Genomic DNA, 16,823 nt, shown 5'->3' with positions numbered 1-16,823 from the left:
CTGGTTACTTGTCTTTCCCTTCGGTCACCGTCCGCTCACGCCGCTCCAGTTCTTCCCGCTCCCGCTCATGCCGGGGTGAAACGGTCTGCGGCGGCACATCGACCGGCTCATACCGCAGATGCTTGGCCGACCCGACTGAGGTCAACAACATGCGCACGCCGAGTGCGGCCACTGCGCCGAGCAGACAGACGATCAACACGCTGCCCCAAAATCCGATCCGCCGCTTCCATCGGCGGCGGCTCTGCCGGCTGATCGCGCTCACGAGACTCCATCCTTCCGCCGGGCGATCAATTCAAACGATGGTGCCCAAACCAGGCGACCGGCGCTCAGCCGATAGGCCAGATCCGCCACCATCGACAATCCCCCTCCAACGAGCCTCCACTTCAGCCGGCGCCCCCAGGAATTGGCGCTCGTGACCGGACCCAGACTCGGTACGGAATTGCGCAGAGAAAGCACCTCAAAGCCGCTGGTCTCCATGAGCGTCTTCAACGCGCTCGGCGAATAACTGAACAGGTGAAAGGCCTGGTCGTACTGGGCTCCGCACCAACGGACAGGCGTTCGCATTCGCTGATGAAACAGCCCATTCGACACTCGCACTGCAATAATCCCTTGAGCGTTGACCTGATGCGTCATAGCTCTCACGATGGCCGCAGGATCCGTCACCGTTTCCAGGACATTCACCAGCGTCACCACATCGAACGGGCCTCCCGTCGATTGCCCGAGCTCTGCCGGCGACAGGACTCGTAACCCTTTCCCCCTGGCTCGCTCGGCGGCTCCTTGGGACACTTCGACACCGGTGCAGTCCCATCCCGCCTCGCGACAGAGCATCAGGAACGCGCCATCGCCGCAGCCGATATCGAGCAACCGTCCCGGAGGTCTTCGCCACTCCAGCAGATGCGCCAAGACGCTGGCAAACACCGGCTGCCGATCGGCGGAACTTTCCGCGGCGCCGTAGGACCCGTCATAACTCTCCCGATAATATTCCTCCACGATAGAGGAAGAAGGCCGAGGACTCAGAAACACCAGGCCGCACGCCGGACAGGCGACATACCGTCTTGTCGAGGTCTGAAACACCTCAGACGGACTCCCGCCGCCCCCGCAGGGGCACACCACAGTTTCCATCTCCAGCGGCACCGCGAGGCTCATGCGACCTTCCTGCTCCATGAGGGCGCGTCGATTCCTTCTGCCCGTAAGGCTTCATCAAACACCGCCACCGTCTTTTCGACCATCCGGTCGACCGTAAACCGCGCCTGCACCACCGCACGCCCGGCTACTCCCAATTGCATCGCCCGTTCAGGATGCTCCAAGAGAGATTCAATCGCACATGCCAATCCACCCACGTCACGAGCGTTTACCAAGAGGCCCGTCTTCATGTGATCGATCACTTCAGGCACCCCATTTACCCTCGTCGCAATCACCGGCTTCCCCATGGCCAACGCTTCGAGAATGACAAACGGGAACCCCTCGGAATGCGAGGGCAGCACCACCACATCTGCCGCTGCATAAAACTCCATCACATCGTCGCGAGATCCGACAAACCGGCACATCGACGAGAGCCCCCGAGCACCGGCAAGCGCCTCCAGCGGCTGCTTCAATTCCCCGTCACCCACGCACACACAGTGCAACTGCGGCCATCGCTCCCGCAGCAGAGCCAAGGCTTCAATCAAGTCGCCGTGCCCTTTGGGTTGGCTCAGCCGAGCCACCATGACCAGCAGCGGACCATCGGTGAGGCCAAACTCACGACGCACCCTGGTTCGATCAACCGCATTCTGAAACAAGCGGCGGTCGATCCCGTTGTGCACGGTCTCCGCCAGGTTAGCAGCCGCCGGATCGTCTTGAATCACATCGCGCCGGATGGCGTCTGACACACAGATAATCCGCTTCGACCATGGCAGGGTCGCCCGAAGCGCCGTGGAATACATCCAGCGTTTCAATCGGCTCACCTCGTAGTCAGCGATCGAATTGTGCGCCGTGGAAATCACCACGGGAACTCCCGCCAGCCATCCGGCCACCCGGCCATAAAAATTCGCCCGGGCGCCGTGCGTTTGAAGAATGGTCACATGCTCTTGAGAAAGCACTTGCACTAATCGCATCAGAGCAAAGGGGTTGAAGAGAGGCTCCAAATGCACCACGCGCACATCCGCACCCCGGGCCTGCATGCGCCCGACGAACGAACCCTCCTCCGGACAAATCAGAATCGGCCGGAAGCGTGAGGGATCGAGGTGCTCGCAGAGCAATTCCAGATAGCGCTCACCGCCGCCATAGGAGGCCGACCCGGCCAGCTCTGCGACTACGATCATGCCGACGCCCTCTCTCTCTTCATCCCGACAATCATTGACCCGTTTCCCCGCTTCGGCACGAACAGCATCTCCAGCGCCACCGTCAGAAGTACCGCCGGCAACAGCAACAATCCGATCCCGCTGACCCTGCGTCCCTCGCCATACGAAAATGTTTCCTTGAGGAGTCCCACCCATCGACCGAACGTGGGGCGCGCGTCGAGTACCGTCACAGACCGCCGCTCCAGAGCCTCGGTCAACTGTGACAGACTGAAACCCTCATGCACATGGTCGTCTCCTGACCGATGAGCTCGGAAACGATCCGGCGCCTCTTCCTCTCCGGATCCGAACCAGAATCGCTGTTCCAAACTCGGCACATGAATGAAGAGCAGCCCCCCGGAGCGCAACGCTGAGACCAATCGATCGAGCGTCCCTTCGAAATCATCGATATGTTCAAGCACGTCGATGGAATAGACCAGATCGTACTCACCGATACTTGCCAGCCGCGCGAGGTCCGACTCGATCACCGACACATTCGTGCGCGGCAGCGCATCTCTTACCTCACGGTCCACATGCAAATCCCATCCGACGAAGGAGCAGGTCGGATAGCGCCCCGCCAGCATCGCTGTCAACTGCGCCTCAGGACCACAACCGGCATCCATAACTCTCCGCCCCCCCTGCCGCAGGAAGGCAGCCACCTTCCATTGCAGATAGAGACCCTTAATGACCAGACCGGCATGAAATCCGCCCAGCCACCGTTCAGATAGAGGACTGGCCACTGTTCTATAGACCTTATCGAAGACGGAGATCATCGTGTGTGCTGTGCCTCCGCCGTCATTGTTTGGGTTCGACATCTCATCGCTTCCGCCCCACGATCAGGAGACTTCCCCGCAAATGCGGGACGGCATAGAACGGCCACTTGGCCCAATCGATCGCCTGTTGCTGTGCCGTCAGTCTGCAATCCTGCGTATCCTCCCCCAGAAAATGCTGCGACTCGACAATCTCAAACCCTGAAGTCCTGAGCATGTCAGCCAGCTCATGCATCGCATATTCGCGGGCATGAGGACGCCATTCATCGTTTGGATCGTCATATCCGGGAGGGGCCAAGCGATCATTGAGTGTCCGGCCGGCCAGGAGCTTCATCACATTTCCGATACGGGTGACGTTCGGCGTCGTGATCACGATGCACCCGCCCGGCTGGAGAATACGATGGGCCTCCGCCAGCAGATGAAAAGGCGAGGTCAAATGCTCAATGATCTCCAGTGCGAATATCAACCTGGCAGCCCCCCCCATCGGCACGGCGGTCGGATAGCCCTTCAGCTCAAACTGCTTCCCCGCCGGATCCAGATTGACCGTCAGGATGTCAACATTTACGTCCTGCTTCATCAACTGCACAAATTCAGGACTGGCCATCAGACCGGCCCCCACGAGCCGGGCCGATCTCGTCGGTTCGGTCAGGCGCAAGAGCCTCAACAGGCTGCCGGGAAACGGACCAAAATCCACGATGGCCTGCGGTCCCTGCGGCAACCAGCGCAGTCCGCTCCGCAACGCGACGTACAACCGATCCCGACACTTCAGCGCATGATGCATCGGGGTGGTAAAACGAGGATCCTCGCTTCCGAACACCTCATAGCGTGAGGGACGAAACTCCCGCATCACGCCATCAAAGCCTGATCTGGTCAATTCATAACTCATCAGCTCAGGATCTCCGACCGATCAGAAGCAACGTGTCGCACAACCAGGTGAACCCTATGGCAGCCAACGACTCATAGCGCTGCCGGAGTCCGGTGACGGTCACGAGCTCAAATCCACCACGAACCACGAGCGCCGCCAGCAAGGCCGCGTTGAACGAATGCAGATGGCGCTCATCCGCCGTCACCGATGGGACGCCTCCCCGCAAAGCCTCCAACCGAAATCGCCAAAAGGCGACGTTCGGCACCGTGATCACAACATACCCGCGAGGACTAAGGACCCGGTGAAATTCAGCCACCGCCCGACCCGGCTCCACGAGATGCTCAATCACCTCGCTGGCGACCACCAGATCGAGACTGCCGTCTGGTTCAGGAAGGCGCTCAACATTAAGATCGACCGCATACTTTCGATCCAGCCCTTCGGCGCGATCGAGTGCCGCGGCCGATAGATCGCAACCATGTACTACGACACCAGGCAACACCTGCTTGATTGCTCTGGCAAGCCGGCCATCGCCACACCCCACATCGAGCATGCGCTCAGGCGCCAGTGCGGCCACCCTCCGACTGATCTGGCCGTACCGCCGGACTCCTTCAAACGCACCGGCCGCGGCCTTCCAGCCGTTCCACTCGAGATCATACTGCTCACGTTGGCTCATAGCTTGTGGCATCACTCGTTATCCTCGTAGTCCTGCCGGAGACATGACTGCCGAATCAGCCTCGTCATGCCCCAGCCAGACCCGTCGCAACGTTGTCCACATGGCTTGAATCTCCTGCCGTCGATCGGAGGCATGCGAGCAGGCGGTCACCATCAACTTGCGCATCACTCCAACGGCAATCCAGCCCTTCATCAGAAATCGTCGGGGTTGCGCAAAATGCTTTTCCACATAGCGGATGCGGCTGAGTTCCCATTGCTTATTGAGGCCTGGCCGGTTCGTGCGGCTGCTCCGTCCGAGCAGATGCACCACCTCCCCCTCCGCCACATATCGAATGCGATAGCCCAACTGCTGAACCCGACGACACAGATCGACATCTTCGAAATACATGAAGAACCGTTCATCCAATCCGCCCAGCCGGTCGAACAACGCTTTGCGAATCATGAGGCAGGCGCCGTTGGCCCAATCGACATCCTGCGATTGCGTGAAGTCCATCGGGGGCACAGTCCCGACTAATCGCCTGACGACCAGAGGCAGCGTCTCCGAATACCGTACATGGTCACGAATAGAAGGAAAGGGGAAACACGACTGCAGCACCTGTCCCTGCTCGTCACGCTGGAGGCAACTCACAGCTCCGATGTCCAGATGCTGTTCCAGACCGGTCACCATCGTGCGGAGCGTGTGCCGCTGCATCACCGTGTCGCTGTTCAGCAACAAGAGATACCGCCCCGAGCTGACGGATGCCGCCTGGTTGCACGCTTTGGCAAAGCCGCAATTCTCGGCATTGGCAATCACCGTGAGGTGCGGGAACCGAGTCTGTACCGCATCCACACTTCCGTCGTGGGAGGCGTTATCCACCACGATCACTTCATAATCCACCCCCGTCGTTCTGTCCTGAACCGATTGCAGACAGGCGAGGAGCAGGTCGCGAGTATTGTAACTGATGACGGCGATCGACAGATCCACGTGGCCTTACTCCTCTTGTTTCACGGCGCTGAGCATCAATTCATTGCCCGCCCATCGCCAGAAGGGCAACAACCCTTGCTCCAGCCGATGGAGCCCGCGCGCCATCGGGCCGGCATCGCTGGGCCGTAAATTTCCCCGTGCATGTCCCTGGCGCCGGATGAGCAGGCTCTTTTCGTAATTCACCTGCGAGAGGAACGGACGAGTCAACATCCGTTCGACACGAAATCCCGCCCGCTCCACACAGGCTTTCAAGGTTTCAGGCGTAAAGAGCCATAGATGCCGGGGCGGCTCGAGCGCCATCCAGTGATCTGCAAAGAGTCGGCTCATCAGGCCCGAAAAATTCGGTGTCGTCAGGACCAATCGTCCTCCGTCCTGCAACACCCGATGGCACTGTCGCAAATGACTGATCGGATCGGGGACATGCTCGATCGCATGCACCATCGTAATCACCGCCATACTGCGGTCCGCCACACCAACCGACTCCAAGGTTCCCACCTTCACCGGGACCCCGTAGCTCTCCCGCGCAATCCGTGCGGCCTGCGGAGAGAGATCGATACCCAGCACCTTCCATCCCAACGCTTTCATCGCCGACAGATAGCCGCCTGCCCCGCATCCGATATCCAGCAACGTCCCGCCCTCGACAAAGGGAGGACACAGCTCATCGCGGCCATACCGCGCCCGATCTTGTAGAGCGGACACATGACCGAGCACCCGCCCGGTCACCGGAGCCCACCACTCCTGCCGCTTGAACTGGGTATAGCCGAAGACCTCGCTCAAAATCATGGCCCGCAAGGCATCGCGCATTCCGGCCGCCGGGCGAATCAGGTCTGCGCCCTGCGTGGCTCCCTCGTGGGGCTCGTAATCGTCCGGATAACACTTCGGAATGTCCTCCATGATCGGTCTCGGGCTCTGCCAGACCAATCCACAGGCGGCGCAGCGGGCAAAGCCGAATTCGCCTTCGACGGAATAGAGCCGGTCACGCAACCCCTGAAACAGTGTCTCACCGGGTGCACCGCACAAGACGCACTGGCTAACAATCTCCGTCGTTAGTGCCGGCATACCACCGCCTCGGCCAGCACTTCAGCCCGCATGTTCGTCGGATAGTGAAAGGCTTCCTGCCCCACAGCCAGTCGTACCCGTTTCGCCAGTTCCACATTCCACCACTGCAAGGAGCGACGCCCCCCCAAGACTTTCACCAGCCCCCCGATGAGAACGAGCGCGGAATTCAAGGTCAATACCAGCCACAAGACTCCGGCACTGAGAAGTCCTGCATGCTTGCGGTAGTACCGGATCAGTCCGATCAAGCTATCGGCCACGCCCTGGTCCGGCATAGCTCCGACTCCCCCGGCTCCGCCGTGATGCATCACTTCGGCTTCCGGCAAGAGAAACAGGCGATGCCCTGCGTCCCGCAACCGTCGGCACAAATCCACGTCGTTGTAGAAAATGGGAAACCGCTCGTCGAAGAGCGTCTCGGCCTCAATCGTTGACCGGCGCAGCATCAAGCAGGCGGCCGGCGGCTGTTCGACTTCCGTTACCACATCGAAGGGCTCGTCCAGCATGTAGAAGTCGCGCATCCACCGGTTGCGCGGAGCCACATTCCGGAGCAGCGTTTCGGACCACAGGATGGATGACCATCGCGGCAACCGCTTGTGATACCGCTGCAGCGTGCCATCCGGATTGCGCAACACCGCCGTCGCACCGGCTCGCCGCGGATCTGCATCGAGAAAATGCACCAGCTGTTTCACAGCACCGCTCCGCAGCTCCGTATCGGGGTTCAACAGCAGCACATAACGGCCCTGCGCGCGTTCAAACGCTTGATTGTTGGCTCTGGCGAAGCCGGCATTCTCCAGATTGCGCAGGAGTTCGACCGATGGAAACTTGGCTGCCACCAATTCAGCGCTCCCATCGATAGACCCGTTCTCGACCACCAGCACCTGCGCCGCGAGGCCAGCGACACCCGTCTCAATGGAAGCCAGACAGCGCTCCAGGAGCGACCGCGTATTCCAATTCACGATGATAATCGAGACATCTATCGGGCCTTTGGCATCAACCCTGGTCATCATCTTATGAGCCCCACAGCATGCGCAGGCGGAGAGACTCGCGTGACCACACGTGCCAGCCATAGACACTGATCCCGGCCAGACCACACAACGCGCCCAGCCACTGCGCGATCCACATCGACGGCACGGCCTGACTCAGGGCCACCCCGCTCCCCACCAGAGCCACCAGGCCGCCGGCCCATCGCAGCGGTGCAAATGCCGATACAGCTTCTACGCCCAGGATTTCCACTGTGGCCTTAAGATGCAGGCCGAGCCCCACGAGAAATGTCAGCGCCAAGGCCCACGCGGCTCCTGCCAGCCCCCAGGCAATCGTGAAGGGAATCACCATCGGAACGTAACAGGCACACATCACCGCCCAAATCTTTGTTTGGAGGTCCGGTCGGTTCACGCCACAATGGAAAGCCGCCATGACGCTGCAAAAGGCCGCCGCAATCGCAAACAGGCACAACACCCGCAACGGCTCGATCGCCGCCGACCAGGATGGGCCGAACACAAACGGAACCAGATACGGGGCCAAAATCGCCACGGCCATCGCACTCGGCACGACGATCATTCCGGTCAGGCTCATTTGCAGGCTCAGAGCCCGCAACGCTCCGGCACGGTCTTTTTGCATGAGCGCGTAGGTCGGCAGACTGATCTGAGAAATCACACTCATCGCCCGGATCCCGATCATGGTCGGGATCGCCATCGCCAACTGATATTGGCCAAGGCCCCCGACCCCCTGTAATCGGCCGACCACAAAATCTCCACCGCTCATCACGGTAAACAGAAACCACGCCGTGACGTTCTGATACCGGCCGTAACTCCAGAGACTCTGCAAGGCCGTGCGATCAAGCGACCAACGGATGCGGCAGGGCGCAATCCAGAAGGAGAGGAGCGAGCCAAAGAGAAACGCGATCAACTGGCCCCCCAGCAACGCCCAAGCACTCTGCCACCACCAGGCCAATCCTATCGTGACGGCGGACTCGACCAGGCGACGACTGAGATCGAACGACACCCGCCGCCGAAGATCCAGATGTTTGAGCAGAACGAACAACGCCGGGCTGTGCAGCGACTGTAAGAGGACGCCCACTGCATGGACCCGAAGAAAGAAGCCCAATTCTGGAATCCGCAGGCTGCCGGCAATGACGTCCGCCAGTCCCCAGAGACCGACGGTCAGGACAACCCCTCGAATCACCGACAAGGTCCAGGCTACGCGCAGATCGGCGTCGGTCACATTCGGCTTGGCGATCACCGCCGGCTCAAGCCCTAACTCCGAGAACGTCTGAATCGCCAGAAGAACAGCCGCAGAAGCCGCCATCAATCCAAAGTCACCAGGCAACAGCAACCGCGTCAGGACGATGAGTTGGAGAAACCCCATCCCTTTCTCAAGGACAAACCCGGCCATGGCCCACCCGCCGGCTTCCAAGACCCGATGACGAATGCGCACCGCATCGGGGACAGCCGTGTCAGATTCGCCCGAGGTGACCGGCTCATGATTTGATGACATCGTCATCAGGCACACACCCGTTCACGCAGTGGTTCAACGGGACACACTCCCAAGACTCGCTCCAATTCCACCGCTCTCGCCTCCCAGGTATGGGCTCCCAAGACAGCGCGACGACCGGATTGTCCCATCTTGCTTGCCGCCGACGGATTTTGGATCAGACCGCACAGTCCTTTCGCCAGGGTACGCACATCGTCAGCTTTCACCGATACACCGGCGCCCAGCGCTTCCACGAGATCCCCGTAGCCTTCTCCTGCCGTCGCCACCACCGGTCTCGCACAAGCCAGATATTCCCAGAGTTTCATGGAATCGCCCGGATAGAAGCGAACAGGACGATGGAGCACGACGCAGAGATCACTCGCTCCGATCCACCAGGACACTTCGTCAAATGGCACGCGCCCGACGAACGACACGGCCTCCTCCAGTCCCTGTCGGCGCACCAACGCTTCCAGTGCCGGTTTGGTTTGTCCATCGCCGACCAAGAGCAGCGTGGCGTCCGGGTGTTCGAGACGGACCAGCGCCATCGCCTCCACGAGCGTATCCAGCCCATGCCACGGAAAGAAACCTCCGACAAATCCGATGTACGGCCGATCCGGGCTCAGGCCCAGGCGACGGCGGGCCTCCGCCTTGTCGCGCGGCACACAGACCAAAGGATCTACTCCGTTTCGAATCACGCGGCACCGGGCCGGCTCGACTCCCCATTCGCGCTGCATCCATTGCGGGATCTCCCGACAGACGCTGACAACGGCCTGCGCCTGCTGTGCCGACACACGCAACGCCCGTTGCACCAGACCGCGGATCGGAGCCCAGCCCCATAGGCCGGTCAATTCTTCCGCCGGCAATCCATTCACAAACAGCACATAGGGACACCGCATCACCCGGGCGCACCAGAGGGGAGCCATCTGGCCCGGCGAGTCGAACCAGAGAAGGATCTCCGGTTTCTCTCGCCACATCGCCAGACACAGAGCGACCGCCGAGGCCACGAGATACAGCAATGGTCGAAGCACAGGAAGCCGGAGCACCGTCACCCAGACCGGGTGCGCATCACCTAACCGAATCGCCTTCTCCGTTCCAGCCCGGGGTTTCGGAGCGACGACACGCACCGCATGCCCTCGAGCTGCCAGGGAGCGCACAAACTCCACCACCTGACGGCTTCCGCCACCGGCGACCCCCAACTCCTCATCGCAATAGACCAGAATATTCATGTCACCCTAGGAAACAGCGCTAAGCGATGGCGACTCGCGCCTGACCGTCATCGCCACAGGATTGGCCGCAGACCGTTGCCAGAAGGCCCCGGTCCAGTCGATGAGCTGAATCGGATCGGTAATGCCCTGTGCCTGACGGAAATCTTCAATCGCCGCACGACAGGTCGGTAACCCATAATCATCGACAATCACATATCCCCCGACCGAGACCTTGGAATACAGAGCGACTAACGCCTCTATCGTGGACTCATACAAATCTCCGTCGAGCCGCAACACCGCTATTCTTTCCACCGGCGCCCTCGGCAGCGTGTCGCGAAACCATCCCGGCAAAAATGCCACCTGCTCGTCCAGAAGGCCGTAGCGCGAAAAGTTCGCCTTCACCTGTTCCAGCGGAATGGCCAACTCGGAGTACTTCCAGAGCGTGTCGCCCGCATCGACCGGATAACGAGTCGGATCCGGTGGCGGCAAACCCCGGAATGAATCGGCCAGCCAGACTTTCCTCGACGTATCGCCGTAGGCCTTGAGAATGGCGCGCATAAAGATCGAGGAGCCGCCCCGCCAGACGCCGGTTTCAATAAGGTCGCCGGCAACACCGTTTCGAATGACGGATGTGACACACTGTTGAAGATTCTCCAGCCGCTTCAGGCCCACCATCGTTTCTGCTTCCAGCGGCCAATCGCGTCCTTCCTGACGGGCATCGGCTCGATCCGGCTCGACGTGGACCAGCTCCATCTGTGCCTGACGGGCAAGATGCTGCAGCGGTTTCAGGATAAGTCCCCGCCATCCGTTAAGAGACGCCGCCATCGGGCGGTATTTTTCCCTCCAGAGCATTCTGGTCAGACATTGCTTCATCAGGTGCAGATATAACTCCTGGGGCGTCGTACCACTGACCGGTTCCGGCATAGGCTGATTCATGCTCTCTCACCTGCATTGTTAATAAGCGCTCGCTGTTGACTCTGTTGGTGGGGGACCATCTTCTCGACGAGGTCGCGCAGCCTCTGTACGATCGCCTCCCATCCGCATCGTTCTTCGACAAAGGTACGGCCATCCTGGCCCAACCGCTGGGACTCCTTGGGCCGATCGAGCAATGCGAATACGGCGTCGGCCAGAATCTCAGCGCGATCCGGCTCGACCAGGACAACGCCATTCGACAGGGCAAACAACGCGGCAACTGAGGGGATCGCGCTCGCCACCACGGGTTTTCCGCAGGCCAGATAGTCGAATATTTTGACCGGCGAGGTCTCTCCCCGACCCCCGCAGAACGGCGCGACACACACATCCATGGCTCCGATCAACAGCGGAACGTGCGCATACGGGACTCGACCGGTCCAGGTGATCCAACGAGTAAGGCCTCGCTGAGCGGCCTGCTCGCGAAGGGCCGCGGCTTCCTCGCCGTCCCCTACCATCAAGAGCCGCACAGCCGGACGTCTCGCATGCAGCCGTTCAAACGCCTCCAGCAATGTTCCCAATCCCTGATACCGATAGAAGCTCCCGACAAACCCGATATACTCACAGGCTGGATCCAACCCCGCCTCTTGCACGCAGCGGTTCGTCTCCATTGGATGGAACAACGACGTATCCGTCCCGCTCGGGAACAGCGCCACGCGATCAGCCAGCACCCCGTACTCCGTTTGCACGAGCCGGCTCAATCCTTCCGTCAACGCGACCACGCGATCACAACGTCGCAACGCAAACGAAGCCAGCGCGTGCGTCATGCGCCCACGCCATCCGCGGGCACCCCACGGGGGAACCGGCTCTCCGTTTATTTCACAAATACAGACTGCGCCAAAGATCCGTGCGAGCAGGAGCGGATGAAGACTTTCCATCCAACGGTAGTAGACCACCGTCGGCCGCTTGCGGAAGCCTCGCCAGAGCCCAGAGATGAATGCCCCTACTGCGTAGCTGATCGGACGAATGACCGATCCCGGCAGCATGGGAATCGGCGCCACCTGCGATCGCCTCGGCATCAACGCCGACCGATACCTCGGAGCAAACACGGTGACCTCGTCGCCGACGGACACTAACGCATCGGCTACCGCCCAGATCCGCACCAACCCAACCGGGTCGGTCGGCGCATCCGGTTCATGCCAATAACAACAGACCCACCAGTTCATACGAACCTCGCTTCACCGGCGACCGGCTCTTCGGCCTTCGAGAGCCGCGGCAGAATCATCACCAGCCCCGCGCACAACCAGAACGGTTCCATGATCCGTATGATGATAAAGGTGTTGGCCCCCACGGCATGAGCCAGCATCGCAATAAGGCCGAGCCAGACGCCTAAGGCCAGTCCCTTCGCAAACGGATCGTCCTCCGATGCATAAATCATTCGAGTGCTCAGCCATAGCCGCACGGTAATCACCATGAACGCAAGGAGGCCGGCCAGACCGGTCTCACCGATAATCTTGACGTACTGCGCATCGGCCCAGGCATAGCCGGTAATCCCTCGGCCAAGAATCGGATTATGGACCCAATCCTGCAGCACATAGGCCCAGGACCGAAGACGCTCCGATGTCGACAAATCCAAACCGACTTTCCCGACTTGAATCTCGCCGCCGTACTGGCGGCCGAAGAAGGTTTCGTTGATGCGAGTCTTCACATTGTCGGGAGCAAAGAGCGGCAAGAGTGCCATGGCGAGCAACAGCAGGACCACGACCCGCGGTTTTCTCCACTGAGACGCTCCGACGGCCACGATCAATACCGCTCCGGCCAGATACGAAGAGCGTGAGAGTGTGGCCATCAAGGCCAGCAGCCCGCATCCGCCCAAGACCAACAGCGCGATGCGGATCGGACCGGTTTTCATGTGAATCAATAATCCCGTCACAATAGCGAGGAGAAACACAAGGTAGCCGCCCAGCGTATTGGGCTCGCCGACTTCGCCCTCAAACGGCGCGGTCGCCCGTTGCCCGCTCGGAATCTGATAAATAGCATAGAGGCTGATCATGAAGCCAGTGATGAGCAGTGCGGTCACCAATCCGACAACCTGCTGTTTGGAGGTCACATGATTCACCACCATGAAATATACGAAGAAATATTCGAAATACTTCAACACGAAGAAGAACCCGGTGACCGGTTGCACCCGACCGGCCATCACCCCCATGAGCGTCGCCACCACGCAGACGATCATATACGCCGCAATGGGGCGATTGAGGGGGGTCTCCCGAAACAGGCCGAGCTCCCGGTACACGACGGTCTTGACCAGCCATCCGAAACCGATGATGACCAAAAATACATCGTCCAGTCTGAAAGACAATTCGCGAACCCCGACGCCACGCCCCTCTACTCGGCCAACGGCGATTTCCGGCGAGAGGAGCATGGAAAAGATGAGCAGATACAGCGCGGCCGGCACCGACGTAAAAGCGATGACGACGATAAAGAAGCCTAAGGTGGCCTGCAATCCGACGATCGGAGTGGTCAGCGTCAAGCCAAGCGCGAGGATCACGGCTAATGCCGTGACGACGATCACATCGTTCGGTTTAACAGCGGCGTAATACACAGGATCCGGACTCCCATCTCGCTCACCGATATTCGTAACGGTACAGCCCGTACTCAGGAGTCACTTCCGACTTCACATTGGTGAGCACCACCCCCATGATGTTCGCCTGCGCATGATCCAACAGGAACTTGGCGCGTTTCAGTGCGTTCCGTCCGATTCTCCCGACTTGATACACGAGAATCGTGCCATCGACGCGCGAGCTGAAGGCGACCGCATCCGTGACCGGCAGGATCGGAGGCGTATCGAAGAGCACCATGTCATAATCCTGCTGCATTTCATCAACCAGCAGTTTGATCTTATTCAGGTTCAAGAATTCATTCGGGTTGCCCGACTCAGATCCGCTCGTCAGAACATGCAGATTATCCAGTCCGGGCGTGTTCATCATACGGTCTGCGCCGATAGGCCCCAACATCAGATCCGAGGCCGACCGCACGTAGGATCGCCACGACGTGGTTCCGATTAAGGCATCGACCAATCCCGGCTCGCGATCCAGGCCCAACCGTTGATGGACGATGGGCTTCCGAAGATCTGCGTCGACCAGCAGTACTCGCTGTCCTTCCTGCGCCATGGTGATCGCCAGATTGATGACCGACGTACTTTTCCCTTCGCCGAGTCCTGCGCTCGTAAAGAGTATCGACTTCACTTTTCGATCCATGCTGGCGAACTGAATATTCGTGCGGAGCGACCGGAGACTCTCCGACAGCACCGATTTGGGATCGACCAGGCAGATCAACCGCGACAAACTTTCCACAGTGGCCGGTGGCGTCGAGGCAGGCAGCGCCGCCTTCGCCTGTTCCACCAACTCACGATGATCGAATTGCGGAATAATTCCCAGCACAGGAACCTTGAGAAATTCCTCTACCCCTTCGATGGTGCCGATCGATGTATCGAACGATTCCCGGGCAAACGCCAGCACCACCCCCATAAACAGTCCCATCAGCGAACTGACCATGATGTTCAAGAGCATATTGGAAGCGTTGACTGCCGCTATTGGCGTAATCGCTGGTGCGATGATGGTCACTTCCTCGATCTGTCCTGCGCTCTTGATCAAGAGTTCCTGATGTTTGACTTTCAGCGATTCGAGAAGATCCGCGTTGACCTTCACGTCGCGCTCCAGCCGGCTCATCTGAATGGCGGCTTTGGGAAACGCCATGTACCGTTCCCGATACAGGCGAATCTGCTGGCCCAGAGCAATGCCCCGCTCATCCAGGGTTTTTTGCTTCGAGCGTAACTCCCGCACCATTTCAGCCTTCACACCCGCAATCTTCTGCGAGAGCTCCTTCACCACCGGATGACTCTCCGTATAGTTAATCAACAAGGCCGTTCGCTCCTGCCCGAGGTCCAGGAGACGCTGATTCAGCGCCGTCAATTGCGCGTACTGCTCTTCGGTAAAGATACGAATATTGTCCTGCTCCAGCGTGCCGTCATTCCGGCTCAAGACCGCGATCTGACGTTCCGCCTCGCCCCGGTTGCGCACAACGGTATTGTGCTGATCTTCCAGCTTCGTGAAGGTCTCCAGCGCGGCTTTCGCCTCGTCGGTGAGAAAGACCTGGCCTTCCCGCTCCTTGAAGCGTCGCAGCGCTTCCTCAGCCTCGGCCAGCTGTCTCTCCAGCTCACGAAGCTGGTCCTCCACAAATCGTCGAGACTCTGTGACCAACCGATTCCTGGCCGCGATATTTTCCTGGCGATAAGACTCCGCGACGAGATTGGCCATCTGTTCGGCCATGCGCGCCTCGCCCGCCGTAGCGGTGATTCTGATGATGTTCGTATCGCCTTCCCGTTGCGTCTTGATCTGCTGGCCGAAGTCATAAATTAGATTCAAATGTTCTGCAGACCGCTTCTGCTCCGGCGTCAGATCGGATGGCACCACGCCCAACTGCATCGCTACCCGCTCCATGACTGGGAAACTTCGGATAAACTCGGACTGCGTAATCAGATCGTTGGCGTTGGAGAAAGACATCGACTCCAAGAGCTGTTGCACCACGGTCGTCGACCGGTCAAATTTCACTCGCGACGACGCTTCATACACAGGCGGCGGTTGCAGCAACTGGGAAAAGAGCACCGTAAATCCCACGACCAGCGCGGCCGCAAGCGTGATGAGGTACTTGCGTTTTTTGATGATCAGCCAGTAATCGATTACATTCAGCTCATATTGTGCCATCGGACCGTCGTCTCCTTGCTATCGTATCGTGGCGGTGGGGAAAAACGCCGGAATCAAGAACGCCGGATAGAACGGGGCAATCGCCATTTGCACAATCGGCATAATCTTCTTGGCGGCCTCCGTGGCATCGCCCATGTGTTCTCGCGGAACGAAGATCACGTCATTTTCTTCAAGCGCGACGTTTCTCGACAGATCGCCATACGTAAAAGTTCTGGCCAGATCCGCCGTTACGATGACAGGACGATCCAGCCCGCCGCGTACAATACGGATTTCCTCCAGCAGCGCCGTTTCGTTATAGTTCTCCACGGCCGCCAATGCCTGCAGCACCGTCATGCTTCTCGGCATCGGCACGGCTCCCGGTTTCCGAACATCGCCAAACACAAACACCCGCTTAATCTTGAGCGACTTCTTCCTGAGCACAACCTGGACTCTGGGATTCCGCATATACGGAATGACCTGCTCTTGAATCCTCCCCTCGGCCTGCTGGGCCGTCAGCCCGCTCACCATCACTTCCAAGAACGAGGCTCCAATCAGTCCATTTTCCCGAACGACACTCGTAAATTTCTCTTCCCCCGCCCCGCGGCGAATGACGATGTCGAGCGTGTCGCCGGGCTCAATCGGCGTCTCCGCCGTGGGTACGGCCTCGTCCGCGTAGACATCGCCCTTCGGCATCGGGGGCAGCGGTTGCGCCGCAGGACTGATGGCCGAAGGCGGCAGAGATGATTGTCCGGGATTCCGGCAACCCGGCAATAGCTGAAGTCCTACCGCAAGAGCGAGAAGGGTCCACCCGATCGATGTCTGATTGCGAATGCTCATGGCTCCTCCTGATTCC

Annotated in this window: 16 protein-coding genes; all 16 read right to left on the bottom strand. The window is 59.6% G+C overall.

From position 1 onward, the window contains the following. Positions 1–4 precede the first annotated feature (4 nt). From Q8N04_08795 to Q8N04_08720, 16 genes are read right to left on the bottom strand one after another with little or no spacing between them, the layout of a single operon-like run. Positions 5–262, bottom strand: a complete 258-nt coding sequence (locus Q8N04_08795) for a hypothetical protein (GenBank protein ID MDP3090760.1) — start codon at positions 260–262, stop codon at positions 5–7. Next, positions 259–1,146 carry a class I SAM-dependent methyltransferase gene (locus Q8N04_08790; protein ID MDP3090759.1) on the bottom strand — a complete coding sequence of 296 codons (888 nt, stop codon included), beginning with the start codon at positions 1,144–1,146 and terminating at the stop codon, positions 259–261. The genes Q8N04_08795 and Q8N04_08790 overlap by 4 nt, the downstream gene beginning before the upstream one ends. Continuing rightward, positions 1,143–2,300 carry a glycosyltransferase gene (locus tag Q8N04_08785; protein ID MDP3090758.1) on the bottom strand — a complete coding sequence of 386 codons (1,158 nt, stop codon included), beginning with the start codon at positions 2,298–2,300 and terminating at the stop codon, positions 1,143–1,145. The genes Q8N04_08790 and Q8N04_08785 overlap by 4 nt, the downstream gene beginning before the upstream one ends. Then, the gene (locus Q8N04_08780) at positions 2,297–3,130 is read right to left on the bottom strand and encodes a methyltransferase domain-containing protein (protein MDP3090757.1); all 834 of its coding nucleotides are present in this window, start codon (positions 3,128–3,130) and stop codon (positions 2,297–2,299) included. Before Q8N04_08780 ends, Q8N04_08785 begins: the two co-directional genes overlap by 4 nt. 1 nt (position 3,131) lies before the next feature. After that, positions 3,132–3,971: a methyltransferase domain-containing protein gene (locus Q8N04_08775; GenBank protein ID MDP3090756.1), complete on the bottom strand. Its 840-nt coding sequence runs from the start codon at positions 3,969–3,971 to the stop codon at positions 3,132–3,134. Positions 3,972–3,975: 4 nt separating this feature from the next. Further along, on the bottom strand, positions 3,976–4,635 hold the full coding sequence (locus Q8N04_08770; protein ID MDP3090755.1) for a methyltransferase domain-containing protein: 660 nt from the start codon (positions 4,633–4,635) through the stop codon (positions 3,976–3,978). A 6-nt stretch (positions 4,636–4,641) separates the two neighbouring features. Beyond that, positions 4,642–5,586 (bottom strand): glycosyltransferase family 2 protein, encoded by a 945-nt coding sequence (locus Q8N04_08765; GenBank protein MDP3090754.1) that lies wholly within the window; start codon positions 5,584–5,586, stop codon positions 4,642–4,644. A 6-nt stretch (positions 5,587–5,592) separates the two neighbouring features. Further along, positions 5,593–6,645 (bottom strand): class I SAM-dependent methyltransferase, encoded by a 1,053-nt coding sequence (locus tag Q8N04_08760; GenBank protein MDP3090753.1) that lies wholly within the window; start codon positions 6,643–6,645, stop codon positions 5,593–5,595. Beyond that, positions 6,633–7,649 carry a glycosyltransferase family 2 protein gene (locus tag Q8N04_08755; GenBank protein MDP3090752.1) on the bottom strand — a complete coding sequence of 339 codons (1,017 nt, stop codon included), beginning with the start codon at positions 7,647–7,649 and terminating at the stop codon, positions 6,633–6,635. Before Q8N04_08755 ends, Q8N04_08760 begins: the two co-directional genes overlap by 13 nt. Position 7,650: 1 nt before the next feature. Further along, positions 7,651–9,141: an oligosaccharide flippase family protein gene (locus tag Q8N04_08750; protein ID MDP3090751.1), complete on the bottom strand. Its 1,491-nt coding sequence runs from the start codon at positions 9,139–9,141 to the stop codon at positions 7,651–7,653. After that, entirely contained in the window at positions 9,141–10,337 is a 1,197-nt protein-coding gene (locus Q8N04_08745; GenBank protein ID MDP3090750.1) for a glycosyltransferase family 4 protein, read from the bottom strand. Before Q8N04_08745 ends, Q8N04_08750 begins: the two co-directional genes overlap by 1 nt. A gap of 6 nt (positions 10,338–10,343) precedes the next feature. Next, positions 10,344–11,252 carry a TylF/MycF family methyltransferase gene (locus tag Q8N04_08740; protein ID MDP3090749.1) on the bottom strand — a complete coding sequence of 303 codons (909 nt, stop codon included), beginning with the start codon at positions 11,250–11,252 and terminating at the stop codon, positions 10,344–10,346. Continuing rightward, a complete protein-coding gene (locus Q8N04_08735; protein MDP3090748.1) occupies positions 11,249–12,451 on the bottom strand; it encodes a glycosyltransferase family 4 protein in 1,203 nt (400 codons plus the stop codon). Before Q8N04_08735 ends, Q8N04_08740 begins: the two co-directional genes overlap by 4 nt. Beyond that, positions 12,448–13,830: an O-antigen ligase family protein gene (locus tag Q8N04_08730; protein ID MDP3090747.1), complete on the bottom strand. Its 1,383-nt coding sequence runs from the start codon at positions 13,828–13,830 to the stop codon at positions 12,448–12,450. The genes Q8N04_08735 and Q8N04_08730 overlap by 4 nt, the downstream gene beginning before the upstream one ends. A 22-nt stretch (positions 13,831–13,852) precedes the next feature. Next, positions 13,853–15,991 carry a polysaccharide biosynthesis tyrosine autokinase gene (locus Q8N04_08725; GenBank protein MDP3090746.1) on the bottom strand — a complete coding sequence of 713 codons (2,139 nt, stop codon included), beginning with the start codon at positions 15,989–15,991 and terminating at the stop codon, positions 13,853–13,855. Between the two features lie 18 nt (positions 15,992–16,009). After that, positions 16,010–16,807, bottom strand: a complete 798-nt coding sequence (locus Q8N04_08720; GenBank protein ID MDP3090745.1) for a polysaccharide biosynthesis/export family protein — start codon at positions 16,805–16,807, stop codon at positions 16,010–16,012. Positions 16,808–16,823 lie beyond the last annotated feature (16 nt).

This window comes from Nitrospira sp., assembly GCA_030692565.1.
Lineage (GTDB): Bacteria > Nitrospirota > Nitrospiria > Nitrospirales > Nitrospiraceae > Nitrospira_D.
This window is presented reverse-complemented; position numbering and strand designations above follow the sequence as displayed.